Genomic DNA, 23519 nt, shown 5'->3' with positions numbered 1-23519 from the left:
GACGCCAGGGCCGCATCTCAGCTGCGGTCCTGGCTGGCCCCCCGCAACATCGCCTGGAGCAGTTCCTGGGCATCAAACTTGGTCAGTGCTTCGTTGGCGCCCACCTGATTGGCATAGCTCAGACTCATCTCGCTGTTCAGTGAGGTATGGAGGATGATGTACGGCTGCTTCAGGGTGCTGTTGTCGCGTACCGCGAACGCCAGCTCGTAACCGTCGAGGCCGGGCATCTCGATGTCGCTCACCAGAATGTCCACCGGCCGCCCCAAGGTGTTGTCGCGCAGCAGGATCTGCAACGCCTCGTCCCCGTGGCTGGTCACCTGGTAGCCGATGTCTTCCTTGTCCAGCACGTCGCACAACTGCTTGCGCGCCACCTGGGAGTCATCCACCAGCAGGATGTTGAGGGACTTGAGGGTCTCGCGCTGGACGTCCGTGAGTGTCACCTCTTGGGTCTCCAGGCTTTCCGGGTACACCCGGGCCAGCAACAGCTCCACATCCAGCAGCTGGATGATGTCGCCGTCCACGTCCAGCATCCCGGTAATGAATGCCCGCGGCCCCAGGGCCCTGGGCGGCGGTGTCACCGCCTTCCAGTCGGTTTCGACGATGCGCTGGACACCGCGCACCAGAAACCCCACTTCCCGGCGCTGGATGTCGGTCACGATGATCGAACCGAGTGCCTGCTCCTCCCGCGACAGAGGCGGGTAGCCCACCGCCGCCGCCATGTCGATCACCGGCACCGCGCTGCCCCTGAACACCGCCGTGCCCAGCACCGCCTGATGGCTGTGTGGCAGCCGGGTCAGCCGCTGAAACGGCAGAATTTCCCGGATCTTGAGCGTACCGAGACCGAACAGCCGGGGACCGGACAGACGGAACAGCAGGAGTTTCTGGGGATGCTTTGCCTTGCCAGACATAACCGCGGAGCCCTTGCAAAACAAAAGCTCCCGTAACGGGAGCCTTGATCGGAAGTCATTACAGCGTGTGTAGCAATGATAGCAGGTTCCGTCCCGGGAACGGGGGGAGGCTTTGTTTCAAATGGTCACAGCTTCGTCACGCCTCTGTCACGACGGCGCCTTCCTGTCTGACGTCGCCGTGGGCGCGCTGCCGGATATGGTCACCTTGACCACCCCGGATGGCACCCGGGTGCTGACCACTTTACGTTCACCGGAGCCATCGACGCCGACTGGAACCTGGGGCGCCTGTGTATGGTAATCCCCCCATTTAAGGTTCATCGCGCTTTACCGGGAAACGCTGCTTTTATCTTCAGGAAGAAGTAGTCGTTATCCCGGTAGCCATATGCCATCCTCTTGATCACCTTGATCTTGTTGTTCATGCCTTCCAAGACGCTGGTGTTCATGCGGTAGGTCGCACTGGCAATGATCCCTTCTACATAGCCTTTGAAGCGTCGAGCAAATTGCTGGACCGGCGCCAATCCGCTGCTCATGGCGAGTTCCAGCCATTCCTCCCAGCGCCGTCTGGCCTCGGCTTCAGACGGGGCATACCAGAGTTCTTTGAGTTGGTCTTTTAGCAGGTAAACGGTCATCAAGGGCTGGTTGGCTTGCAGCAGCTCTTCCAGCTTCACGGCCTGCTCGGCCTTGAGGTTGTCTCGGTTTCTCAATAGTAACCAGCGACTGCGTTTAACCACTTTGCGCGCAGGCTTGTCATGACGCAGCTGGTTCGACTGATCAACCCTGACACGGTCGATCACTTCGCGGCCGAACTTGGCCACGACATGGAACAGGTCGTAAACCACGCGCGCCTGGGCACAGTGGTGCTGGACCTCCAAGTCCATGGCCGTGTTCATGTCCATGGCGACCGCTTCGATCTGAGCGCAAGCCTCTGGACCCAGCCATTCAAAGAAGGGCCGTATGGCCTGTCGGCTATTACCCTCTCCAACCCAGAGAACCTGTTGAGTGTCGGCGTTGATCACAACGGTGGCATAACGGTGGCCCTTGAACAGGGCAAACTCGTCCATGATCAGACGCCGTATCTGGCTGCGATCTGGCTCGACGACCTCACGGGCAAGCCGATGGTGATCAATAGCTTTGACCGTATGCCAGTTCAGCCCTAACAGGCGAGCCACATGCTGAACCGGCATCAGGCGAACCAGGGATTCAACCCAGCTGACCATGCCCGCTGTCAGGCGCTGCCGGCCTGACAGCCATCGAATCTGTTCCAGCTTGGGGCCACAAGTCACACAGCGAACCCGGCGTACAGGAACCTCCAGCCAGACGCGGTACTGGAACAAATCACGCTCTCTCACGCGGCGAATAGTCGTGTCGTGGACGGCAGTGCAGTGCTGCTGGCAGCCACTGCAACATGGATGACAGTCTTCCCCAGGACGCAGTCGGATCAGCAAGACCTGAGGAGCAATCTGGGCATAGGGTTCGACAGTGAATCCTTCCCAGAAAAGGGTAAGAGGATTAGCATTCATAGAGACGGCGGTGGATTGGTTAATTTTTTTGTTTTGGCGAACTCAAAACTGACCGGTTTTACCGCCGTCTCCTACTTTTTCACGCTAATCCGCGATGAACCTTAAATGGGGGGGTTACAAGATGATTGAGGGCTTGATATCAACCAGTTATGTGGACAGCCAGGGCGAGGTGTGAAGTGGACCCCGAAATTTGGACAGGTTCCTAAGCTCTGATTCATCATCTTCACAAGGAGGAGAATCATGAGCAAGAAACGCCAGCAATACAGCGCATCATTCAAGTCCAAAGTCGCCCTGGCCGCCCTCAAGGGTGACCAGACCACATCCGAAATCGCCGCCCGGTTCCAGATCCATCCGACTTGGTCAGCACTTGGAAACGAGCGCTGCTGGAGAATGCCCCAGACCTCTTCGAAGGCAAGAAAAAGTCGGGCAAACAGTCCAGCGAGCCCAGTTCTGACGAACTGTACCGCGAGATTGGCCGACTGACGGTGGAACGCGATTTTTTGTCGCGCAAGCTTGATCAGTAAGCCGTCAACAGCGGTTGGCGATGATCGAGTGTGGTCATCCCCAAGTCAGCCTTGTCCGCCAGTGCGAGCTGCTCAAGCTGAGCCGCTCGTCGGTGTACTACGTCCCTCGTGAACAGTGTCAGAAGGATCTGGAACTGATGTATCTGATCGACCAGCAACACCTGGAAACGCCGTACTACGGCTCTCGCAAGATGCGCGTCCACCTGGAACGCCAGGGTCACCGGATAAACCGCAAGCGGGTGCAGCGCCTGATGCGCACCATGGGCATTCAGGCGGTGTACCCGCGCCCCAGAACCAGCATTCCGGGCGACGGGCACAAGGTGTATCCGTACCTGCTCAAAGGGCTGAAAATCGACCGCCCCAACCAGGTATGGGCAACGGATATTTCGTATATCCCGCTGGCTCGGGGCTTCATGTATCTGGTCGCCATCATCGACTGGTACAGCCGCAAGGTGCTGTCCTGGCGGGTCTCAAACACCATGGATACCGATTTCCGCATCGATGCCCTGGAGGAAGCCCTACAGTGCCATGGAACGCCGGAAATCTTCAATACCGATCAGGGTGTCCAGTTCACCAGTGAAGCCTTCACAGGTGTTCTCAAAGAGCATGGCATCCGGATCAGCATGGACGGCAAGGACTGCTACCACGACAACATCTTCGTGGAACGGCTCTGGCGCAGCGTCAAACACGAGTGCGTCTACCTCACCGCCTTCGAGGACGGACACCACTTGAAGCAGGCGCTCCACCGGTACTTCCGGCATTACAATCAGACCCGGTACCATCAGACCCTTGATTACCAAACACCGGATGAGGTGTACTGCCAACAACCCATGACCCTGGCAGCTTGAACCGGGAATAAAACTGGATCAGAGCTTAAGCCGCACCTTCAAGCTGTCCAACTGATGGGGTCCACCTCACAGGCCCGCTTAATGGCAAAGGCGCACCGTTTGTCGGATCTGCTCGTCCCGTGAGCTGCTAAACTTGCCAGAGGGGACTGCTATTGCTATTCTTAGTCAACGTATATTCCGTAAGTTTCTGATTTTTAATCTTTTAAGCCCCACCGTATTTGCTGGGAAATCTTAAATGCCTCATCCAAAAAAGCTCAAGGAAGATGCAATTCTAGAGGCCCTCTGTGAGCTCCGGCTGCAGGCCCCTCCGAACATCCCTGAGGAAGTTGTAATTGGTCGGCTGATTGACTGCGGCCCTTGGAAAGACTGGCAACTGAAGCGCCTACCCAATTCCGATATTCCTTATGCTATCAGGCAAGCGGAAGAAGGTTTGAGGTATCAGCCTACGGTCGAATTGCGAAAGGATGGCGGTGACCGACTGGTAAAAGTTGGGCCGTCTTCGTTCTCGTATCACTTTGTAGGAAATTACCCTGGCTGGGATGTTGTAAAGCGTGAGTTGGATGAAGCGGTAGAGGCGCTTTTTCTTCGCATCAGTGGTCTAACAGTTAAAAGATTGGGGCTTCGCTACGTTAACGGTATGGATTCGGAACGCCATCGAGTAAATTCTGTCGCAGATCTTGACCTGTCGGTTTGTGTTGGTGGCGAGACTGTGGAATCTTCTCTGAACTTGAATTTCGCAAGGGTCAGTTCTGACGTTCATACTGTAATGACGAGGGTTGCTTCAAAAGAGTTTGTGAAAGGCCAATTGGGGGGGAGCGTGTCAACAGTGATTGATGTTGATGTATTCACCCCATCTTCGTTTGAGTCGAGCGATCAAAACCAAATAAAGGGGTGGGTCGAACAAGCTCATGACTTCGAGAAGGACGCTTTTTTTGCGTTACTTTCGGATGAGCATGTCGACTATCTGCGGGAGCAATAAGATGTTGAATCAACTCGTTATGGGCACTTGTGCTGCCACGTTGAGTATTTCCTATGGAGCTTTGGCCAACGAAGAGGTCGCGGACGTATTTTGCGATCACCAACCAGTAACTTGGCCGCAAGACCAGAATGCCTTTCGTGTTGTTTCGGTTGATGTTCCCGGTCCCGTGATTGAGGTGGGCGCTCCTGCGGAGGCCGCGAAGTGGTTCCCTGATGCATCGGAGCGAAAAGTTTTTCGTCGGGCTCTCTTGAGGTCGTCGAAGGTCGTGCACAGCGGGCGCATTCAAGGTTAAATGGCGCAGCGATCTAAGGATGGATGTCGAGACTGCATACCGTCATCTCATGGATAGCCTGAGATACAATGATCACGGGCGTTTCTATGGTGTTGATGAAGCTCTCCCCTTGGGGGCTGGCCTTTTGTATTCCCCTATCCGTTTTCCGATATTTGATCCAGATGAAAGGATCTATGTGACCGTGGAGGGACTTGTATACGTCCTTACTCATGAGTGTGACTTAGACCAGGATAACGACAGGGCATTTAACCATAGTGCGTTGATCTGCCCGATCACCCAACTTGAAGATCTAGTTGCTGAATATTCTGAGGAATTTGGTGACGACCGCGCGAGGTCTTTTATAAATGCACTTGCCCGCAGAGAGGTCTCGAGGCTGGTCTATATTCCTCCCTTTGATGACCGGCTGCCCTATGGTGGTGTGCTCAATTTGAACGAAATTACGAATACGTTTATCGATGAGTTTGAGCAGGGTGGAGTCGAAAAAGTTTGCTCGGTCTCAGGTTTCGGTATTCAAGTAATAGACAATTTCCTCAAAAATCACCTGTTAAGAGAAAAGTCAGCCAGACTTCCTCTCACGCCCTAATCTTGAAAGATTTCAGTCGTGCGCTTTTGGTGAATAGTTTGTAGTGGTCAACCATTTCCGGACAGTAAATTAAGTTTTTCTTCCGCCTTTGCGGGTGGGACTCCACCGTTGTACTGATGGGGACGCAGCCAGTTGTAGCGCGCCATCAGATAGAAACTGATATCTCGCTTTGCCTCCGGAATGGATGAGTAGCCACTGCTCGGCATCCACTCACTTATGTAACTTCTGAGCAGCCTTTCCATTGGGACGTTATCCCAGCAATTGCCACGCCGGCTCATGCTTTGTTGAATACGGTAACGGGTGACCAGATCAGCACGGTTTACAGCGCCTAGAAATCGCAGCTTGAAGTCGATGTGGAACAATCGCTCTTGCTGCGCCTGGCTGATGTCATCGAGTAGGGCTGCCCCCATCTGCTCACCTGTCAAACCCGTGGCCTTATGTTGTGCTTAAAATTAGCACGATCATCGTGCTGATGCTGCATTGGTGTCAATACTGGTTGCTACCATCATCAATATGATGACTTAAGTCGGCAGGGTATCAACGACCAACGAGACATTATCCGATCACGGACTTCGCCCATTTCGACCGGTGAGGGGGCAGAGAATATCCGGCGGGAGAGAGTGGGTTCCGGCATCAGGCGGGGGCTGGGTGGCTACTTTGCGAAGTCCGAGACAAGCCGCCGGAACCCGCGCCAGTGCGTAGCCCCAGAAATGAAAAACCCCAACCAAGAAGGGTTGGGGTTTGGGTATTGGTGGTGGGGTGGGACCCGGGTTCGATTCCCTGTATCGCTACCGTCGAAGTCCGTCAAAAGCCGCCAATACAATCAGCGAGATAGCGCCCATCAGCATCCCGAAAGACCTTGCATAGCAGGCCCGTTAGAGCGTTCATGGGCTTCCACTAACCCAGACCAAGAGGTGAATGATGGAAGTCAAACACTTGAAACAACGCCAGTTGGCGGACCGTTGGGATGTCAGTGAGGCGACCCTGGAGCGCTGGCGCAGCGAGGGAATCGGCCCCAGATTCATGAAGATCCAGGGCCGGGTATTGTACCGGTTGCAGGATATCGAAGCCTACGAGGAGCAGTGTTTGCGGGAGTCCACGTCCACGCCGGTGACGGACGGGGCGTAGTTGATGCCGGTGCGCCGGCGCTGCTCCTCCCACAGCCGGGGCGGGTCCACGGCCAGATCGAACAGGGTCAGATGTGGCGGTACCTGGTCGTCCAGGATGGCCGCCACGATGTCCGGGGCCAGGATGGTCAGGTTGACCATCCGGCTCACATAACTGTTGTCCACCCCTTCCTTCTCGGCGATCTCGCGGAGCGACCGGACCTCGCCGGCCTCCAGCATGGCCAGCCAGCGGTGGCCCCGCGCCAGGGCCAGTTGCAGCGGCGTGGGCTCCGTGTCCCAGGGGCGGGGTTCCTGCACCTCGCCATCCGGCAAGGTGATGAGCCTGCGGCCACTGCGCCGTTTCAGCTTGATGGGCACCGAGATGCTCAGGCGCCCGTCGCTGGCCTCGAGGACCTTGGGGTCGCCGGTCTGGGTGAGTTCTATCTGGATGCCACTACCGTTGCTCATGCGATTATCTTTTCCCGGGCAGAATCGGTGATCTCCAGCGCCAACCTTTCAATGCCGTTGTTCCGCAGGCGCACGTCGATGCTGTTGGGGGTGACGATAACCTTCTCGACCAGCAAGCGGATGATCCGGCTCTGCTCGTCCGGAAACAGCTGATCCCAGACCTTGTCGAGCCGGGTCATCGCCACCGTCACTTGGGCTTCGTCAACTGGGTCGCCGAGCTGGTTCGTGACCGCTGCGGTCTTCTGCATCACCGGGGGCGATTGCAGCAGTGACCGGATCTGTCCCACCACGGCGGCTTCCAGTTCAGCGGCCGGAATGCGCGGAAGCCCCGAGGCGCCGGCGAACTCCTTGGTGTCGCGGGTGCTGAGGTAGTAGCGGTAGCGCCTGCCGCTCTTTTTCTTCACCGAGCTTGAGGCCGTCAGTGCACGGCCGTCCTCGCCAAACACGATGCCCTTGAGCAGGAAGGGGACCTTGGCCCGGGTCATGTTGCCGCGGGTGCGACTGTTGGTGGCCAGGATCGAGTGGACGTCATCCCACAACGCCTGGTCGATGATGGCTTCGTGCTTGCCGCGATACCACTTGTCCTTGTGCCGCAGCTCCCCAAGGTAGGTGCGGTTGTGCAGCATCTTGTAGATCATGCCCTTGTCGATGGGCTTGCCGGGCCGGAAGCGTCCGTCCTGGGTGGTCCAGGACTTGCTGGTGACCCCGTCAAGCCGCAACTCCTTCACCATCAGTGTGGTGGAGCCGATCTCGGTAAAGCGCTTGAAGATATGGCGGACCAGCCTGGCCTCGGCGGGGTTGATCACCAGGCAGCGGTCCTTCACGTCGTATCCCAGGGGTGGGATGCCGCCCATCCAGAGGCCTTTCTTCTTGCTTGCCGTGATCTTGTCGCGGATCCGCTCGCCGGTCACCTCGCGCTCGAACTGGGCGAAGGAGAGCAGGATGTTCAGCATCAGCCGCCCCATGGAGTTGGTGGTATTGAACTGCTGGGTGACCGAGACGAAGGAGACGCCGTGGCGTTCGAACACATCGATCATCTTGGAGAAGTCCGTCAGGCTGCGGGTGAGCCGGTCGATCTTGTAGACGACCACCACATCGATCTTTCCCTTCTCGATATCGGCCATCAGGCGCTTCAGGGCCGGGCGCTCCATGTTGCCGCCGGAGAAGGCGGGGTCGTCGTAGTCGTCCTCCACCGGGATCCAGCCCTCGGCGCGCTGGCTGGCAATGTAGGCGTGGCCGGCGTCGCGTTGGGCGTCGATGGAGTTGTAATCCTGTTCCAGTCCTTCCTCGGTCGATTTGCGGGTATAGACCGCGCAGCGCAGGCGCTTCTTGACCTGATCTGTCATCGTTTGCCTCCGCGCTTATTGTTCTTTTTGTCCGTTGCCTTGCGCAGGCCGAAAAACAGAGGCCCCGACCAGCGGGTGCCGGTGATCTCCCGGGCGATGACCGACAGGCTGCGGTAGAGGCGTCCCTCGAACTCGAACTGGTTGTCGTGGGTCACCGTGACCCGGTATTCCTTCTCCTGGTAGATTCGCGTCAGGACCGTGCCGGGGACCGGCTTTGGGTAGCGATCGCGCAGCGGCTTCTGGCCGGTCTTGATGATGGCCCGGATCCGCCGTTGATTCTGTTCCACCAGGTTTTTGTGGGAAGGGGTCCGCTTGAACTCGATTTCCTGCAGGCGGTAGGCGAGCCGCCGCTCCAGAAAACTGCGGATGTGGGTGGGCGCCTCCTGCTTGAACAGCTGGCGCCATAGCGCCCGGATCTCTTCCATCGACATGTCGGGTAGCTGCGCGACCTGGGCCAGCACCGACGGTGAGGTTTGGGTTAAGGTGGTGTCGTTCACAGGGTCTCCTTAGGCAGTGTTTTCTCTGCGGTTTCGGGGTGACCATGAACGCTTCGGTAGGCAGTGATAGCAAGTGAAACATCGCTATCTGAGTCCGAGGCCGGGGGTGGGTATTTATCGGCGTCGCGGAGCCGGAACAGGCCGTTGGCCAGGATTTTTGCCACCTCGTCGAGGCGTTGATCGGATGACATCCGTTCGGGAGATAAAGGGTGAGATTTCTGCATTGGTAACCGCTCCGATTCAGCAAAACAGTGTTGAAACATTGTCGGAGCAGAGCGGTGGTACGGCCATCAGGGCGTTTCGGGCCGTTGCGGAAAGGCGTGGCTGGCCAGTGCCAGCCACGGGTCAGTAAGGATTCTGGCCGTTGCGGATGAAGTTGGTGTAGGTGTCGGTGAGCAGTTCGTCTTGTTCGGTTTCCGGGTCGGGCAAGTCGTAGCCGCCGATATCGTCCAGCACCAGGACGGTCAGTGTCTTTTCCTGCTCGGTGGAGTAGATGCTGTATTCGGTGACCTCCTCGTCGAACCAGACACCCGGGCCGTGGCGGACGCCGTTACGTGCCGCAAAAGAAAAGTTCTCCTGCGCCGCCATGGATGTGGCAGGCACTTCGTTGAAGGACTGGCGGGTCGCGTAATACCGACCGGAACGGAAAGCACTCGGGCTGGATTTCGACCAGTGCATGCAGCCTTCCTCCGACAGGATGGCGATGGCCCGTCGCTTGGTGAAGTCCAGCCACTTGAGGATGGCGGCCGTCAGAGAGACGCCGTACCGGTCGGCGCAATGGCTCATCAGATCGAAACTGAACGGCTGACCATCGGCCTGCTGGCGGAAATCGTGGTTCGGCATCATCAGATTGGCGGCGAAGGCGTTCGCTTCCTGTTCGATCTGCGCCATGCCCGAATCCCGGTCGAGCATGTCTTCCTCGCCACAGCGGATGCCGTCCGCACCCGAATCCTGGCGGTGGATCATATAGTGGCCGAGTTCGTGGGCCAGCGTGAAGTTGACGCGGCCGACGTGTTCGACGTTGCGATTGTAAAGGATCCCCCACTCCGATTTGGTCTCATTGGGGATCAGTGCTCCCTCGACCGACTTAAGATCCATTTCCCGGACCATCGTAATGGGATCCGGATTGAACGAAGGCGTAAGCTCCAGGGCGACTTTGCGGACATCCACGGGGAAGCGGTCCTCCACGGCCAGCCCAAGGTCCAGAAACTTGGTGATGCGGTTGGCCTCCTTGAGGGGCCGCTTCCTCTCCGTCACGACTTCTTACCCCACACATCCATGATATCCATGATTTTTTTCTGGTCTTCCGGGTTCAGACCGTTGAACTTCCTGAAAAACACCTCGCGCTTCATGTCCTGGCTTGGTTCAGTCTGCTCGTTGTTGACCAGGTACTCGGTGGTGACGTCCAGTGCTTTGGCGATGAGTGTCAGCTTCTCGGCCGACGGGCGCTTGACCCCCCGGTTCTCCAGTTCCCAGATGTAGCTCTTCCCTGACCCTATTTTCTCCGCAAGTTGTTCTAAAGTTAGGCCTTTTTTCTTGCGGAGCTCTTTGATCTTGGCTCCCAGCAGATTGGCCACGGTGGTATCTCCTCTCGGTTGGATCCTAAAAGTTCATTATAGACATACAGGAGGTACTTGAAAATGATTATAAACGGCATTATCTTGGAAGTTCGCTATCATGAACTTTTGGTATCTGTCCACCATGAGTTCGCCGTTTGCTACTAACCGATGAGGGTTGATACCCATGCCGATCGTTCGAAACTTCATCCGCCACACCTCAGCCGCCGGCCTGCGGGAGTACTTCAGCCGCAAGCAGATCCCCGTTAACGGGGTCGACTGGTCACAGGACCATCCGACGGTGGTCAGCAACGTCATCCAGTTGCTGGATCACCTCACCCCGGATCAAAAGGCCCGGCTCACGATCGATGCCGAACGCATTTACCAGATGGCGGATGAGGTCGGCCAGGCCGCGCTGCTGAGCGCGGTCAGCACCCCCGCTCAATTGAGCGCCATGCCTTCCGCCCTGGAGCGCAGCCGTTGGGTTTACCTGCACGAGCCGGACAGTTTCCGCCATGCCGAGGATATCCGTTATGCCGACCAGTATCGCCATGGCAGGAACTGGAGCGGCTATCAGGTCGAAGTTGGTCTGCCCCTGAATTCGGATGCTGTCTCTCTAAGCGCGTTCAAGGAGAAGATCCGATCGCTCTTCGGCCTCGGCGACAAGGTCAAGATCGAGCTCTTCGAGCGGACCCTGCCGGATGAGGATGGCAACGAAGTCGACGTGGTACAGGTGATGGTTTACCAGGAAGGGCTGCCGGATTCCTACCTGGAGTTCGAGGGGGAGGATGACATCGTCTCCCGGATTCGGCGGCCGGTGTCGGAGCATGCCATTACCTATTCCGAGGCCACGGGCGTGGTGGAGGTGGTGGCCGCCAAGCGCGAGCGCCGGGACAGCATCGCCAAGGCGTTCACCGAGGATCTGTTGAAGCAGACCGTCGAAGCGGAGCGGGTACCGCTGCGGCGCTATGACCTGCAGCCGTTGATGGTGGAACAGGTGCTGGACTGGGATCCCAATGACGAAATCGAGTCGGTCCAGTTGGTCATGATGAAGCTGAAGGATTTGGCGGGCGAGGGGCGTGTCCAGATCGAGGTGCCGGCGAAAAGCCAGATGGGCCTGCACACTTACGCCCAGGAGCATTTCGGGGAACACAATCCGTTGACCTCGGGAGCTTTTACGCCGACCCAGGCCAGGATCAATATCCGTTTCCAACCGGAGAACGGTGTGGGGCGCGGCAAGGTGCTGCCGGTCAAGATCACCATGCCCAACGGATGTGACCTGCGCAGTCGCACCGAGAGGGAGCGGCTGATCGGCGAGAAGTACCTCAAGCGCTGGGGCTTGCTTGAAGAGGTCCAGCAATGACTGCGGCAGTGTCGCTGAGCAGGAGTGCCTTGGCCCTCCTGCTGCGCCTGCTGAACAGCCCGACGCCTGGAATCAGCGGCAGCGTCCTGCACGATGATTTTCCGTCGGTGGCCGCCGAACTCCTGCAGGGCGGCTTTTTGAGCCCGGCCGGCTCGATGGCGTCTCTGCCGCATGACGACACAGGGTTTGCCGAACTCACATGGTGTTCCGAAAGTAGAGGCTTCCGCTATTTTTCCACGGGTGCCGGCTGGATCACGGTGCCTACCAACCAAGTGAAGCGATACCTGGTCGATACGGACAAGTTGCTGGAGTGGTTGAGAAGGCTGTTCGATATCGAGGCCCGGTATCAGGTTACCACCCTCCACGATTCCGTATTCTGGCATCTGGGTATTACCCGCATCGGGACTTACAGAGTCAATCTGTACTTCGTGCGGCGTTTGGAGCTGGCCGATAATCTGCGGTCATTTGTGACCGTGCTGAAGCAGGAATCGGGCAGGACGCCCGCAATCATCGTGAGTGCTTCGGAACGTATCCCGCCGGTTCTGGAGTTGCCACTGGATGTGGCCCTGGTACCGCTGCAGCAACTGCTGGCGCGTACCGGCGATCACTGCTCGTTGGATCACGCGGCCGTGCTACCGCTATTGCGGGGCTATCCGACGGGCGAGGTGCGCGATACCGGCATTGGATTGCGGTTTTCGACCGATTACCGCCAGGTTCACTGGAATGGAGAAACCTACAAACTGACCAAAAAGCAGGCGGCCGTGGTGGAGGCCTTGCACCGGGAAGGTGGCAGGGCGCACAAGGACCTGCTGCGTGCGGAGGCGGAGACCGACGAAGAGCTGCACCGCATCATGCGGAATAGGGTCAAGGGGAAATATGTGCAGCACCCGTTGTGGAACAGGCTGATCAAGAGCGAGGGAAACGGCTATTACTACCTCGACGCTGGCTGATCACCAGGTGTTGATGTCCTGCTCCAATTGACGGATCGATTCCACGATCTCGTCGAAGGTGGGCGGTGCCTGGTACATCATGCCGGCGCCGATCATCTTCTCGTAGTCGGCACGGAGCCCGTCGAGGGTTTCATCCTCCGGGAGCAGTTGCAGCTGGTTCTCAAGACAGGCGTCGTAGTTGGCATAGCTCGCCTTGAAAAACACTTTTTTGTGGCGGACGACATCCTCGAACAGATCGCGATTCTGGACGGCAGCCTGACCTGAGGTGTGCCGGCTCAGCATCACGAGGTCATACCAGTGCCGGGAGAGTCGCTCGGCGTTTTCCTTCAATTGGCCGCGATTGCACTCGACGTGGATCAAGGTCGCTTTTTCCCAGAAGGTGCGCTCGGGTGAGAGCACCACGACTTCGCTGGTGGGATAATCGAGCTCGGTCGTAAGCGCCGCCACATAGGGTGAAATCGTATGGCGCTCGTTGGGATCGATGACATTGCGACCACCCAATTCGATCAGGACTTGGGGCTTGAGGTAGTCGTCGGGCTCCTCCGTCACGGAAGGAAAGCTAACCCAGATCTTTTCCCCAGTCTCGTCGACCTCGATGGTGTGACGCTCGGCCGTGGGTAGTTTGTCCAGTTCTGCGCGGAGGAAGGGGATGACGGTGCCGTTTGCGTATCCCTTGACGTAGTCCTTGAGACGATTACTGAACTTCTTGATCTTGGTATTGCTGATGCCGTCGGCAAAAGGGTCGAAGTCGGCCTCGAAGTGCCGGTAGTCGAGGGTGATATCGACATCCTCAGAGAAGCGATCAATGGCGCCATAGACCTTGGACAAGGAGGTGCCGCCCTTGAAGGCCATGGGGTGAGCATCGGGAATGGAAAAGAGGGTCTGCAATATCCAGCAGACCCAAATGTCTTTCTCCAATACCGTCGCCTGACGACCCAGTTCCGCAGCTGCCCCCTGCAGGATGTCCTTCTGATCGGCTTCCGGTAGTTTCAGGTAGGCTTCAGCCATGGGCCGCTCCTTGGGTGTAGTTTTCGATTGCGCTGGCCATCCAGGCGGGCATCTTGGAGGTGCGTAGCGTCTCGAACTCCTCCGTGCTCAAGCCTTCCCGGATGCGCCGGACCGCCTCGGCATCGATGTTGTCCTTGCCCAGATACCAGAGGGCCGAGAGGGCCAGCCCCGGTTTCTTGCCGGCATGCTGTAGCCTCCGGTGACTGGTCGTGTGCATCAGCTTGACCTTGAGGTTGCCCACGCGGATCTCCCGGCTCGGGCCACTGGTGTAGTACACCGGGGTGGTGGGCATCTGGGTGCTGAGTTTGAAGCGGCGTGCCGCTTCCGCGCCGTGGACCTGCACGGTCTCGCCATGATCTTTGGCGATCACCTCGATGACACGCGACACCTCCGGCATCACGTTACCGATGAAGCGGCTTTTCTTCGGGCGCACGAATACCCCGCGCGCGACGCGCTGGATGACGCCTTTCTCGACCAGGCGAGAGAGCGCCTTGTCGACGGCGGAGCGTGAGCCGAGCTTGAGGAAGCGGGTGTTGGTGAACGGCTCACCCCGCTGCATTCTCAGTACCCGCTGTTTGATGCGTTCAGCCACAGACATTGCTCTAGCCTCCTGTCAGTGTCCGAAAAACTAGCATAATTTCGGACATAAAGCAAGGCTTTGCAGAAGCTCAATGTAACGCTGCGGTGCTCGTAAGTATCTGGATTTATTGAAAATCCCACCGATTTTCCCACCTTTCCCACCCCCGATTCTCCCACCTGCCGCCCCGCATCATTGGCTCACGTTTCCGCAACAACCCTAAGGAGCGAATCGTGAGCGTAAAACATTTGAATCAACGTCAACTGGCCGACCGTTGGGGCGTCAGCGAAGCCACGCTGGAGCGCTGGCGGTCCGAGGGCATCGGTCCGGTCTTCCTCAAGATCCAGGGCCGGGTGCTGTACCGCGCCGAGGATATCGAGGCCTACGAGGCCGAGTGTCTGCGCAAGAGCACCTCGGAGCGTGCGGCGGGAGGTGCGGCATGAGCCTTTCCCTGCACGACGCCCAGACCCTGTCCATCGGTGAGCTGGCGGGTGTCCACCCGGAGGATCTGCTGCGGCTGCAGCAGGAGGCCGACGCCGAACTCCGCAAGGCCAAACGCCTGAAGGAGTGGGTCGAGGGGGCCATCGCCCTGAAATACGACCAGCGCGTCCAGGCCCTGCGTCAGCAGCTCAGCAAGGAGACCGGCACCGTCCACTTCGACGACGACGGCGTCCGGGTCACCGCCGACCTGCCCAAAAAGCCGGTCTGGGACCAGCGCAAGCTCGCCGAGATCGCCCAGCGCATTGCCGCCAGCGGCGACGACCCGGGCGAGTTCCTGGAGATCACCTACCGGGTCGCCGAGCGCAAGTACACCGCCTGGCCCGAGAGCCTGCGCAAGGCGTTCGAGCCGGCCCGCACCCTGAAAACCGGCAAACCCATCTTCCGTCTTTCGACCGCTGAGGAGAAGTGACCATGGCTAACTGTTATCTGGAAAAACTGCGCAAGAGCGCGTTCTACCTCAAGCAACTGCCCGAGCAGATCACCATCCCGGCCCTGGGCGAGGGCACTGAGGCCGAGGTCAAGCCGCTGACGGAGGCGACCATCGATGACATCGCCTTCGCCCAGCAGGGACTGAACTGCGAGCTGAGTCGCATCGTCGCCCAGATCGAGGCGCTGCGCCGGGTGCACGATATGGCGCGCAGCCACGGCGGCAAGGGCGCGGATCTGGCCATCGAGGTCATCCGCCAGTCCGGGGAGGTGAAATGATGAGCTTCCCCATCATCACTGCCGACCAGCGCCTGGCGGAGCGGCGCGGTATCAAGGGCTGCATCCTCGGCGCCTCGGGCATCGGCAAGACCAGTCTGCTGTGGACCCTGGACGCGCAGAGCACCCTGTTCTTCGACCTGGAGGCGGGAGACCTCGCGGTGGAGGGCTGGGCGGGTGACACCATCCGCCCCCGCACCTGGCAAGAGTGCCGCGACTTCGCTGTCTTCATCGGCGGTCCCAATCCAGCGCTGCGGGACGAGCAGCCCTACAGCCAGGCCCACTATGAGGCGGTCTGTGCCAAGTTCGGCGACCCGACCGCGCTCGACAAGTATGCCACCGTCTTCGTCGATTCGATCACGGTCGCCGGACGGCTCTGTCTGCAGTGGTGCAAGGGCCAGCCGCAGGCGTTCAGCGAGCGCACCGGCAAGCCCGACAGCCGCGGTGCCTACGGGCTGCACGGCCAGGAGATGATCGCCTGGCTGACCCACCTGCAGCACACCCGCGACAAGAGCATCTGGTTCGTCGGCATCCTCGACGAACGGGTCGACGACTTCAACCGCAAGGTGTTCACGCCGCAGATCGACGGCTCCAAAACCGCGCTGGAGCTGCCCGGCATCGTGGATCAGGTCATCACGCTGGCCGAGATCAAGAGCGATGAGGGCACGCCTTACCGCGCCTTCGTTAACCACACCCTCAACCCCTATGGCTACCCGGCCAAGGACCGCAGTGGGCGCCTGGACATGCTGGAGGCGCCCCACCTTGGGCGCCTCATGCAGAAGATCCGCGGCCCGGTGAGACCCGTCACCGAGCGCCTCGATTTCACCTGTCCCGCTGCCCAGGAAACCGAACTCACCGCTACCGAAGGTCGCTCCGGTGCATCCCTGCACCCGCGACATACCGTTCGTCCTGAACATAAAGGAGACCACTGATGACGACCTGGAATGATTTCAACTCGGCCGACGACCAGAACAGCTTCGACCTGATCCCCAAGGGCACGCGGGTCAAGGTGCGCATGACCATCCGCCCCGGCGGTTACGATGATCCCTCGCAGGGCTGGACCGGCGGCTATGCGACCCAGAACGCGACCACCGGCTCGGTGTACCTCAACTGCGAATTCGTGGTGCTGGAAGGCCCCTACGCCCGCCGCAAGATGTGGAGCCTGATCGGCCTGCACAGCCCGAAAGGGCCGGAGTGGGCCAACATGGGCCGGGCCTTCATCAAGGGCATCCTCAATTCCGCGCGCGGCCTGCACCCTCAGGACAACTCGCCCCAGGCGCAACAGGCCCGCCGCATCCAGGGCTTCGCCGACCTGGACGGCATCGAGTTCGTGGCCAAGGTGGAGCTGGAGAAGGACCAGTACGGCGAGGACAAGAACGTCGTCAAGACCGCGATCACGCCGGACCACAAGGACTACGCCGCGGTGATGGGCCAGGCGCCGGTCAGTCAGGGCGCCGCCCCGGCACCGGCCAGGCCGGCCACCCCCACCGGCCGTCCCAGCTGGGCACAGTGAGGAGGGCGCGCCATGTTGTTACGACCTCGTCAGAAAGTGTTCGTGGAACGCAGCCTGGCTGCGCTCCGCCAGCACGGCAACACCCTGGGGGTGGCGCCGACCGGCGCCGGCAAGACCATCATGCTGTCCGGCGTGGCCGGGCAGTGGTTGGGCGACACCCAGGCCAAGGCCTGCGTCCTGGCCCACCGCGACGAACTCACCCGCCAGAACGAAGCCAAGTTCCGGCGGGTCAATCCGGCCCTCACCACCTCGGTGTTCGACGCCCGGGAGAAATCCTGGGCGGGTCAGACCACCTTCGCCATGGTGCAGACCCTGGGCCGGGAGGCTAACCTGCGGGACATGCCCGCGCTGGATCTGCTGGTGGTGGACGAGGCGCACCACGCCGCGGCACCCATCTACCGGCGCATCATCGATCGTGTGCGCGAACGCAATCCGGAGGTGGCCATCTTCGGGGTGACGGCCACGCCTAACCGGGGTGATCGCAAGGGGCTGCGCCCGGTGTTCAGCAACGTCGCCGACCAGATCACCCTGGCCGAGCTGATCCAGTCGGGACACCTGGTGCCGCCGCGCACCTTCGTGGTCGACGTGGGCACGCAGAACGAGCTGTCCCAGGTCAAGCGCACCGCCGACGACTTCGACATGACGGCCGTGGAAGCCATCATGAACAAGGCGCCGATCACCGAGGCGGTGATCCGCCACTGGCGGGAGAAGGCCAGCGGTCGCCCGACGGTAGTGTTCTGCTCCACGGTCAGCCATGCGCGCAGCGTGGCCGAGGCGTTCACCGCAGCCGGCATCGGCGCCGAGCTGATCCACGGCGACCTGACGCCGGAAGCGAGACAGGCGGCATTGGCACGGTTCGAAACGGGCGAATCCCAGGTCGTCGTCAACGTGGCGGTGCTGACCGAGGGATGGGACCACCCACCCACCAGCTGTGTGGTGCTGCTGCGCCCCAGTTCCTTCAAGTCCACCCTGATCCAGATGATCGGCCGCGGTCTGCGCACGGTCGACCCCAACGAATACCCGGGCGTGAACAAGTCCGACTGCATCGTGCTCGATTTCGGCACCAGCACCCTGCTGCACGGCTCGCTGGAGCAGGACGTCAACCTGGACGGACACGAGGGTTCCGGTGAGGCCCCGCGGAAGGAGTGTCCGGAGTGCGGTGCTCTGGTTCCGGTCGCCTGCCGGGAGTGCTCACTGTGCGGCCACGTCTGGGAGCGCTCGGAGTCGGAGGGCAGGGTCGATCTGACCGACTTCGTGATGTCCGAGATCGATCTGCTCAAGCGCTCCTCCTTCCGTTGGTGCGATCTGTTCGGCGACGACGCGGCGCTGATGGCGACCGGCTTCGAGGCCTGGGCGGGCGTGTTCTTCCTGAGCGGGCAGTGGTACGGCGTCGGCGGCGGCAAGGGGCTGACCACCCGCTTGCTGGCGGCGGGTGAGCGCACCGTCTGCCTGGCGGCGGCCGACGACTGGCTCAACGAGCACGAGTCGGAGGACACCGCGCGCAAGTCCCGCACCTGGCTCAACCAGCCGGCCTCGGCGGCTCAGTTGCGCTATCTGCCGCCCGCCTACCGCCAGGATTTCGGGCTCACCCGCTATCAGGCGTCCTGTCTGCTGGCCTTCCAGTTCAACAAGCGCGAGATCCAGTCGCGGATCTTCGCCGTGGCAGAGCGGAAGGAGGCGGCATGACAAATCGACAGGACAGGCGATTTGGAGCGCCGCAGGCGACCCCAAAGGGGGCGAGCACAGGGATGTGCGAGATCATCTGTATTACCGTTGCGCCGTCTGCCACCGCCCGCCCCGCGGCTTCTGCTGGCTCGACCCGAATCGCGAGCAGCCTCCCGAACGGCGTCGGGCCAGTTTCCGCCGCTTCTGCTCCCGCGATTGTCAGGACCTCTACTACCAGCTGCAGCGCAAGGGGGTGGCGATGAACCGGACCGATCTGGAACAGAAGGCCGCCGAGTCCGTGCTCGGGCCGCTGGGCGACTACGTGATGCAGGTCGGCATGGACAAAGGACTGGGGCAGTACAGCAAGGCCGAGATCCTGGGGCTGGTGGACACCATTCTCGAGGCCTATCACCGGACGCTGCAAGAGCTCTACAAAGACGAGGTGCCGTTCTGATGCTGGACTTCAATCACAGACCCACCTTGTCGGAAAGTCTCACCGGGCGGATCGATGTCGCCCTGCAGACCGAGGCCCAGGCCCGGCCTCCCCGGGACTACCTTGGCGCATCGCGTCTGGGCGTCGCCTGCGAACGGGCGCTGCAATACGAGTACCTGCGGGTGCCGGTCGACGAGGGCCGCAGCCTGGCGGGGCGCACCTTGCGTATCTTCGCCGCCGGCCACGTCTTCGAGACGTTGGCGATCGATTGGTTGCGGGCGGCGGGCTTCGAGCTCTACACGGAGACCAGCCGCGGCGAGCAATACGGCTTCTCCGCCGTCAGTGGTCGGCTGCGCGGACACGTCGATGGTGTGCTCGCCGGCGGACCGGAGTCGGCGGGATTGAGCTATCCCGCCCTGTGGGAGTGCAAGTCGCTCAACGCCCGGTCGTGGAAGGAGGTGGTGAAGCGCGGTGTCACCCTGGCCAAACCCGTCTACGCCGCGCAAATCGCACTCTACCAGGCCTACCTGGAGCCGCAGATCCCGGGGATCAGCCGCAATCCGGCACTGTTCACCGCCATCAACAAGGACACGGCGGAGATCCACTTCGAGTGTGTGCCCTTCGACGGCGCGCTGGCCCAGCAGGCCTCGGATCGTGGCGTGCGGGTGCTTCAGGCCTGCGATGCCCACGAGCTGCTGCCACGCATCAGCCGGGATCCCAGTCACCAGGAGTGCCGTCGCTGCCCCTGGCAGGATCGCTGCTGGGGAGGGCGGGCATGATGGCGGATAACATCGTATGGCTGGACTTCAACGACGCACCCGATCAGGGCGCGCCCGTCCACCTCGGCCACGACGCACGGGACCTCAAGGCCCAACTGCTGGCGCGGCTGCCGGCGGCCCTGGCGTACCTGTTCCCGGCCGGCAAGATCCGTGGCAAACAGTTCGTCGTCGGTGACCTGCAGGGCAATCCCGGGCGCAGCCTGGTGGTTGAGCTGGAGGGCGAGCGCGCCGGCATGTGGATCGACTTCGCCACCGGCGAGGGCGGGGACATCCTGCAGGCCTGGGCGCACGTGCAGGGACTGGACTCGACACGGGACTTTCCGCAGCTGATGGCCGCAGTGGCCGATTGGCTGGGGGTGCCGTCCCAGCCGCTGCCCCGCGCCCGGAGCAAGGCGCCGGCGATGGATGAGCTGGGGCCGGCGACCGCCAAGTGGGACTACCGCGATGCCGAGGGCCGGCTGATCGCCTGCGTCTACCGCTACGACACACCCACCGGCAAGGAGTACCGGCCCTGGGACGTCGCCGCCCGCGCCATGCGGGCGCCCGATCCCCGACCGCTCTACAACCTGCCCCAGCTCAAGGGTGCCCGGCAGGTGGTACTCGTGGAAGGCGAAAAGGCCGCCGATGCGCTCATTCGGGAAGGGCTGGCAGCCACCACCGCCATGAACGGTGCCAAGGCGCCGATCGACAAAACCGATTGGTCGCCCCTGCAGGGTAAGCAGGTGCTGATCTGGCCGGACAACGATGCCGCCGGTCGTGAGTACGCCGAGCGCACCGCCGGGGCCATCGCCGCGGCGGGCGCCAGTGACGTGGCCGTGTTGCAGGTGCCTGCGGACAAGCCCGAGAAATGGGACGCCTTCGATGCCATCGAAGAGGGCCTGGATGTCTGGGCCTTGCTCCGCGAAGCACCGCGCACGCTGGTCAAGGCGGATGCCGGCCTGCCGGTCTTTTCGCTGGGCCACCTGTTGGATGATCGGTCCCCCATGCCGGACGACCTGATCGCCCCGCGCGTGTTGACGCCGGGCGGGATGATCGTCTTCGGCGGCGCACCCAAAGTGGGCAAGAGCGATTTCCTGCTCTCCTGGCTGACCCACATGGCGGCCGGGGAACCCTTCCTGGATCTGACCCCCTCCCGGCCACTGCGGATCTTCTATCTGCAAGCCGAGGTGCAATACCACTACCTGCGCGAGCGCATTCAGTCGATGGGCCTGCCCGAGTCGGTGAGCCGACGCGCCGCCGACAATCTGCTGGTCACGCCGCAACTGCGGCTGGTGTTGAACGACGAAGGCGTCGCCCGGGTCACCCAGGCGCTCAAGCGTGCCGCGGCCGAAGGCGGGCTCGACGTGCTGGTGATCGACCCGATCCGCAACGTGTTCGACGGCGGCCCGGATGGGGTCAGCGAGAACGACAACAACGCCATGCTGTTCTTCCTGCGGGAACGGGTGGAGCGGCTGCGCGATGCGGTCAATCCGGATGCCGGCATCATCCTCGCCCACCACACCAAGAAAATCGGCAAGAAGCAGGTGGAGGAAGACCCCTTCCTGGCCCTGTCCGGCGCCGGCAGTCTGCGCGGTTATTACACCACCGGCATCCTGCTGTACCGGCCGGACGAATCGCGCACCGATCGCGTGCTGGTGTTCGAGTTGCGCAACGGCCCGGCGCTCGCGGCGAAGCGGGTCGACAAGTCGGCGGGGCGCTGGGTGGAGCTGGATCCGCACGGCGAGCGGCTGGTGAACCGGGACTACGGTGCGCGCCTGGACGCCGAGCGGCGACGCAAGCACGACGTCATCCTGCAGCTCATCTTCGACGAGGCGCAGGCCGGGCGGGTCTACACCGCCACCCAGTTCGCCGAGGCCTTCGAGGGGCGTGCCGGTCTGGGCGCCGAGCGCACTATCCGCGAGCGGGTCGGTGTCCTGGCCACCAAAGGGTACATCAAGTTCTTTCGCAATCCCCAGGACTACGGCCGCGAGCCCCTGGCGCGCACCAAGTTCGGCTACCTGTGCGTCGAGGGCATGACACTGCCCGGCCCCGAACGGATCGACACCGACACCGGTGAAGTGGTCCACACGCCGGTCCCCGTCAAACCCACCCATTACAAGTGTCCCCAGACCGGTGCCGCGCTGCCCGTCGAGCACCCGGACGTCTGGGTCTATCAGGAGGAGGACTCCCATGAATGATCAACCCGTACGGATGGCGGCCTCGCTGCCATCTGAACAGCGGATTTGCCATCTGCCAACTGGCTGCCGACTGGAACCCAGTGAAAACAGGGGCTTGGGTCAGTTGGCAGATGGCAGGCGGCAGATGGCGGGCGAGCGCTGCCAACTGACGCTAAACCCTGAACCCACGGGGGATTGCGGCGGATTTTCAGATGGCGGGGGAACCCACTCTCCCTTCGGGAGAGGAGAGCCCCCGGCCGGGGAGGCTCTCCATCCCGGGGAGGGGATGTCGCGGGCGCGAGGCCTGCCTGTGATCCTCTGCCTTGATCTGGGCACGACCACCGGCTGGGCCTTGCACTCGGCCCAGGGTGTCATCACCAGTGGCACGACCCGTTTCAAGAACGACCGCTGGCAGGGCGGCGGCATGCGCTTTTTGAAGTTCACCCGTTTCCTGGGCGATCTCGAAAGCCAGGCCGGCCCGATCCGGATGGTGTTCTTCGAGGAGGTACGCCGCCACCTCGGCGTCGATGCCGCCCACGCCTACGGTGGCTTCATGGCCCACCTCACCGCCTGGTGCGAACACCAGGGCATCGCCTACGAGGGCGTGCCGGTCGGGACCATCAAGCGTCACGCCACCGGCAAGGGCAACGCCAGCAAGGCGATGATGCTCGCAAGCGCCCGGCAGCGCGGCCACCGGCCGGCGGACGACAATGAGGCGGATGCGCTGGCGCTGGCCTATTGGGCGGTGGAACACCGCCTGGGAGGTGCGTGATGGCAAAGTGGACGGCAGAGCAGGTCGCGCAGCGGTTCGAGGAGTGCGTCACCACCCTGCGCAAGCTGCCCGGCGAGCGCAGCCTCGGCTACGCGAGTTATTGGCCCGAGATCCGCTACGAACCGAGGGAACTGGCGCGGCAGGAGCCCGGTCCCCTACGGCTGAAGGCCACGCCGGAGCAGGTGACGCGTATGGAGGAGACCCTGTCCTGGATCAGCTGGGTCAACCGCGGCGAGCGCCGGCTGATCTGGTTGCGTGCCTATCGCACACCCTGGCGGGCGATTTCGCGGGAGACGGGCTTTCCGAAGACCTCCGCCCAGCGCTATTGGGAAGGGGCGTTGCTAAAGATCGCGAGACGTTTGGCAGAGGAGCAGGTTTCCGCGTGAACCTGCCAAAACCGCCGGTGGGACAAAACCGCCGGTTTCGGCCACAATGTTGGCTAAGATCGCGAGCGAACTGCTCCCGAGGCCACG

General features: G+C 61.2%; 26 protein-coding genes and 2 pseudogenes. 17 read left to right on the top strand and 11 right to left on the bottom strand.

The genetic code is table 11. The annotated features are described in order from the left end of the window. Positions 1–17: 17 nt before the first annotated feature. Complete coding sequence (locus BTO32_RS11610) at positions 18–908, bottom strand: chemotaxis protein (RefSeq protein WP_076724788.1); 891 nt, start codon at positions 906–908, stop codon at positions 18–20. Positions 909–1222: 314 nt separating this feature from the next. Next, on the bottom strand, positions 1223–2428 hold the full coding sequence (locus BTO32_RS11605) for an ISL3 family transposase (protein ID WP_076724787.1): 1206 nt from the start codon (positions 2426–2428) through the stop codon (positions 1223–1225). A 240-nt stretch (positions 2429–2668) separates the two neighbouring features. On the opposite strand from BTO32_RS11605, the pseudogene BTO32_RS11595 reads away from it, so the two are divergent. The 3 genes and pseudogenes from BTO32_RS11595 (at position 2669) to BTO32_RS11580 (ending at position 5654) form a co-directional block, all read left to right on the top strand. Continuing rightward, positions 2669–3800 (top strand): annotated as a pseudogene (locus BTO32_RS11595) (IS3 family transposase). 235 nt (positions 3801–4035) lie between these two features. Beyond that, positions 4036–4779: a TIGR04255 family protein gene (locus BTO32_RS11590; RefSeq protein WP_076724785.1), complete on the top strand. Its 744-nt coding sequence runs from the start codon at positions 4036–4038 to the stop codon at positions 4777–4779. Between the two features lie 341 nt (positions 4780–5120). Further along, positions 5121–5654, top strand: a complete 534-nt coding sequence (locus BTO32_RS11580; RefSeq protein ID WP_076724783.1) for a hypothetical protein — start codon at positions 5121–5123, stop codon at positions 5652–5654. A gap of 47 nt (positions 5655–5701) precedes the next feature. Here the strand turns inward: BTO32_RS11580 and BTO32_RS11575 are convergent. After that, positions 5702–6016: pseudogene (locus BTO32_RS11575) on the bottom strand (integrase core domain-containing protein); the annotation flags it as partial. A 559-nt stretch (positions 6017–6575) separates the two neighbouring features. On the opposite strand from BTO32_RS11575, the gene BTO32_RS11570 reads away from it, so the two are divergent. After that, positions 6576–6782 (top strand): helix-turn-helix domain-containing protein, encoded by a 207-nt coding sequence (locus BTO32_RS11570; protein WP_076724781.1) that lies wholly within the window; start codon positions 6576–6578, stop codon positions 6780–6782. On the opposite strand, the gene BTO32_RS11565 is transcribed toward BTO32_RS11570, so the two are convergent. From BTO32_RS11565 to BTO32_RS11540, 6 genes are all read right to left on the bottom strand, one after another. Next, entirely contained in the window at positions 6725–7228 is a 504-nt protein-coding gene (locus tag BTO32_RS11565; RefSeq protein WP_076724780.1) for a hypothetical protein, read from the bottom strand. The two genes, BTO32_RS11570 and BTO32_RS11565, sit on opposite strands and share 58 nt — an antisense overlap. Further along, entirely contained in the window at positions 7225–8574 is a 1350-nt protein-coding gene (locus BTO32_RS11560; RefSeq protein ID WP_076724779.1) for a recombinase family protein, read from the bottom strand. The genes BTO32_RS11565 and BTO32_RS11560 overlap by 4 nt, the downstream gene beginning before the upstream one ends. Further along, positions 8571–9071 carry a DUF2924 domain-containing protein gene (locus tag BTO32_RS11555; RefSeq protein WP_076724778.1) on the bottom strand — a complete coding sequence of 167 codons (501 nt, stop codon included), beginning with the start codon at positions 9069–9071 and terminating at the stop codon, positions 8571–8573. The genes BTO32_RS11560 and BTO32_RS11555 overlap by 4 nt, the downstream gene beginning before the upstream one ends. Continuing rightward, positions 9068–9295 (bottom strand): hypothetical protein, encoded by a 228-nt coding sequence (locus BTO32_RS11550; RefSeq protein WP_217697023.1) that lies wholly within the window; start codon positions 9293–9295, stop codon positions 9068–9070. The genes BTO32_RS11555 and BTO32_RS11550 overlap by 4 nt, the downstream gene beginning before the upstream one ends. Before the next feature lie 121 nt (positions 9296–9416). Beyond that, positions 9417–10328 carry an ImmA/IrrE family metallo-endopeptidase gene (locus BTO32_RS11545; RefSeq protein WP_076724776.1) on the bottom strand — a complete coding sequence of 304 codons (912 nt, stop codon included), beginning with the start codon at positions 10326–10328 and terminating at the stop codon, positions 9417–9419. Next, complete coding sequence (locus tag BTO32_RS11540) at positions 10325–10648, bottom strand: helix-turn-helix domain-containing protein (protein WP_076724775.1); 324 nt, start codon at positions 10646–10648, stop codon at positions 10325–10327. Before BTO32_RS11540 ends, BTO32_RS11545 begins: the two co-directional genes overlap by 4 nt. Positions 10649–10814: 166 nt before the next feature. Between BTO32_RS11540 and BTO32_RS11535 the strand changes: the two genes are divergently transcribed. Together BTO32_RS11535 and BTO32_RS11530 are read left to right on the top strand one after the other, a co-directional pair. Continuing rightward, positions 10815–11990 carry a hypothetical protein gene (locus BTO32_RS11535; protein WP_076724774.1) on the top strand — a complete coding sequence of 392 codons (1176 nt, stop codon included), beginning with the start codon at positions 10815–10817 and terminating at the stop codon, positions 11988–11990. Between the two features lie 29 nt (positions 11991–12019). Beyond that, positions 12020–12940 (top strand): hypothetical protein, encoded by a 921-nt coding sequence (locus BTO32_RS11530; RefSeq protein WP_217697022.1) that lies wholly within the window; start codon positions 12020–12022, stop codon positions 12938–12940. Here BTO32_RS11530 and BTO32_RS11525 read toward each other — a convergent pair whose 3' ends face one another. Together BTO32_RS11525 and BTO32_RS11520 are read right to left on the bottom strand one after the other, a co-directional pair. Next, complete coding sequence (locus BTO32_RS11525) at positions 12941–13948, bottom strand: nucleotidyl transferase AbiEii/AbiGii toxin family protein (RefSeq protein WP_076724772.1); 1008 nt, start codon at positions 13946–13948, stop codon at positions 12941–12943. Next, entirely contained in the window at positions 13941–14546 is a 606-nt protein-coding gene (locus tag BTO32_RS11520) for a DUF6088 family protein (RefSeq protein ID WP_076724771.1), read from the bottom strand. Before BTO32_RS11520 ends, BTO32_RS11525 begins: the two co-directional genes overlap by 8 nt. Positions 14547–14758: 212 nt before the next feature. Between BTO32_RS11520 and BTO32_RS11515 the strand changes: the two genes are divergently transcribed. From BTO32_RS11515 to BTO32_RS11465, 11 genes are all read left to right on the top strand, one after another. Next, a complete protein-coding gene (locus tag BTO32_RS11515; RefSeq protein ID WP_027853070.1) occupies positions 14759–14968 on the top strand; it encodes a helix-turn-helix transcriptional regulator in 210 nt (69 codons plus the stop codon). Continuing rightward, the gene (locus BTO32_RS11510) at positions 14965–15435 is read left to right on the top strand and encodes a hypothetical protein (RefSeq protein ID WP_027853069.1); all 471 of its coding nucleotides are present in this window, start codon (positions 14965–14967) and stop codon (positions 15433–15435) included. The genes BTO32_RS11515 and BTO32_RS11510 overlap by 4 nt, the downstream gene beginning before the upstream one ends. 2 nt (positions 15436–15437) lie before the next feature. Next, positions 15438–15731, top strand: coding sequence for a hypothetical protein (locus BTO32_RS11505; protein ID WP_036232635.1), 294 nt, complete (start codon positions 15438–15440; stop codon positions 15729–15731). Then, positions 15731–16660: an ATP-binding protein gene (locus tag BTO32_RS11500; protein ID WP_076724770.1), complete on the top strand. Its 930-nt coding sequence runs from the start codon at positions 15731–15733 to the stop codon at positions 16658–16660. Before BTO32_RS11505 ends, BTO32_RS11500 begins: the two co-directional genes overlap by 1 nt. Next, positions 16660–17241 carry a hypothetical protein gene (locus tag BTO32_RS11495; protein ID WP_076724769.1) on the top strand — a complete coding sequence of 194 codons (582 nt, stop codon included), beginning with the start codon at positions 16660–16662 and terminating at the stop codon, positions 17239–17241. Before BTO32_RS11500 ends, BTO32_RS11495 begins: the two co-directional genes overlap by 1 nt. A 12-nt stretch (positions 17242–17253) precedes the next feature. Then, positions 17254–18927 carry a DEAD/DEAH box helicase gene (locus BTO32_RS11490; protein ID WP_076724768.1) on the top strand — a complete coding sequence of 558 codons (1674 nt, stop codon included), beginning with the start codon at positions 17254–17256 and terminating at the stop codon, positions 18925–18927. Positions 18928–18991: 64 nt separating this feature from the next. Continuing rightward, positions 18992–19360, top strand: a complete 369-nt coding sequence (locus tag BTO32_RS11485; protein WP_027853064.1) for a DUF6511 domain-containing protein — start codon at positions 18992–18994, stop codon at positions 19358–19360. Beyond that, positions 19360–20118 carry a PD-(D/E)XK nuclease family protein gene (locus tag BTO32_RS11480; RefSeq protein ID WP_027853063.1) on the top strand — a complete coding sequence of 253 codons (759 nt, stop codon included), beginning with the start codon at positions 19360–19362 and terminating at the stop codon, positions 20116–20118. The genes BTO32_RS11485 and BTO32_RS11480 overlap by 1 nt, the downstream gene beginning before the upstream one ends. Further along, entirely contained in the window at positions 20115–22295 is a 2181-nt protein-coding gene (locus BTO32_RS11475) for an AAA family ATPase (protein WP_217697021.1), read from the top strand. The genes BTO32_RS11480 and BTO32_RS11475 overlap by 4 nt, the downstream gene beginning before the upstream one ends. Positions 22296–22560: 265 nt before the next feature. Further along, on the top strand, positions 22561–23046 hold the full coding sequence (locus BTO32_RS11470) for a crossover junction endodeoxyribonuclease RuvC (RefSeq protein ID WP_076724767.1): 486 nt from the start codon (positions 22561–22563) through the stop codon (positions 23044–23046). Continuing rightward, positions 23046–23432 (top strand): DUF6362 family protein, encoded by a 387-nt coding sequence (locus tag BTO32_RS11465; protein ID WP_076724766.1) that lies wholly within the window; start codon positions 23046–23048, stop codon positions 23430–23432. The genes BTO32_RS11470 and BTO32_RS11465 overlap by 1 nt, the downstream gene beginning before the upstream one ends. Positions 23433–23519 lie beyond the last annotated feature (87 nt).

The organism is Marinobacter lutaoensis (assembly GCF_001981305.1).
Lineage (GTDB): Bacteria > Pseudomonadota > Gammaproteobacteria > Pseudomonadales > Oleiphilaceae > Marinobacter > Marinobacter lutaoensis.
Note: the sequence above shows the minus strand (reverse complement) of the source record. Positions and strands in the feature narration are given on the sequence as shown.

Bases quoted from the DNA above. Each gene is read 5' to 3' on its own strand.
- BTO32_RS11605 (WP_076724787.1), bottom strand. From the start codon at position 2,428: ATGAATGCTAATCCTCTTACCCTTTTCTGGGAAGGATTCACTGTCGAA.
- BTO32_RS11480 (WP_027853063.1), top strand. From the start codon at position 19,360: ATGCTGGACTTCAATCACAGACCCACCTTGTCGGAAAGTCTCACCGGG.
- BTO32_RS11495 (WP_076724769.1), top strand. From the start codon at position 16,660: ATGACGACCTGGAATGATTTCAACTCGGCCGACGACCAGAACAGCTTC.
- BTO32_RS11470 (WP_076724767.1), top strand. From the start codon at position 22,561: ATGTCGCGGGCGCGAGGCCTGCCTGTGATCCTCTGCCTTGATCTGGGC.
- BTO32_RS11550 (WP_217697023.1), bottom strand. From the start codon at position 9,295: ATGCAGAAATCTCACCCTTTATCTCCCGAACGGATGTCATCCGATCAA.
- BTO32_RS11590 (WP_076724785.1), top strand. From the start codon at position 4,036: ATGCCTCATCCAAAAAAGCTCAAGGAAGATGCAATTCTAGAGGCCCTC.
- BTO32_RS11500 (WP_076724770.1), top strand. From the start codon at position 15,731: ATGAGCTTCCCCATCATCACTGCCGACCAGCGCCTGGCGGAGCGGCGC.
- BTO32_RS11520 (WP_076724771.1), bottom strand. From the start codon at position 14,546: ATGTCTGTGGCTGAACGCATCAAACAGCGGGTACTGAGAATGCAGCGG.
- BTO32_RS11560 (WP_076724779.1), bottom strand. From the start codon at position 8,574: ATGACAGATCAGGTCAAGAAGCGCCTGCGCTGCGCGGTCTATACCCGC.
- BTO32_RS11580 (WP_076724783.1), top strand. From the start codon at position 5,121: ATGGATAGCCTGAGATACAATGATCACGGGCGTTTCTATGGTGTTGAT.
- BTO32_RS11490 (WP_076724768.1), top strand. From the start codon at position 17,254: ATGTTGTTACGACCTCGTCAGAAAGTGTTCGTGGAACGCAGCCTGGCT.
- BTO32_RS11525 (WP_076724772.1), bottom strand. From the start codon at position 13,948: ATGGCTGAAGCCTACCTGAAACTACCGGAAGCCGATCAGAAGGACATC.
- BTO32_RS11570 (WP_076724781.1), top strand. From the start codon at position 6,576: ATGGAAGTCAAACACTTGAAACAACGCCAGTTGGCGGACCGTTGGGAT.
- BTO32_RS11510 (WP_027853069.1), top strand. From the start codon at position 14,965: ATGAGCCTTTCCCTGCACGACGCCCAGACCCTGTCCATCGGTGAGCTG.
- BTO32_RS11475 (WP_217697021.1), top strand. From the start codon at position 20,115: ATGATGGCGGATAACATCGTATGGCTGGACTTCAACGACGCACCCGAT.
- BTO32_RS11535 (WP_076724774.1), top strand. From the start codon at position 10,815: ATGCCGATCGTTCGAAACTTCATCCGCCACACCTCAGCCGCCGGCCTG.
- BTO32_RS11610 (WP_076724788.1), bottom strand. From the start codon at position 908: ATGTCTGGCAAGGCAAAGCATCCCCAGAAACTCCTGCTGTTCCGTCTG.
- BTO32_RS11565 (WP_076724780.1), bottom strand. From the start codon at position 7,228: ATGAGCAACGGTAGTGGCATCCAGATAGAACTCACCCAGACCGGCGAC.
- BTO32_RS11465 (WP_076724766.1), top strand. From the start codon at position 23,046: ATGGCAAAGTGGACGGCAGAGCAGGTCGCGCAGCGGTTCGAGGAGTGC.
- BTO32_RS11505 (WP_036232635.1), top strand. From the start codon at position 15,438: ATGGCTAACTGTTATCTGGAAAAACTGCGCAAGAGCGCGTTCTACCTC.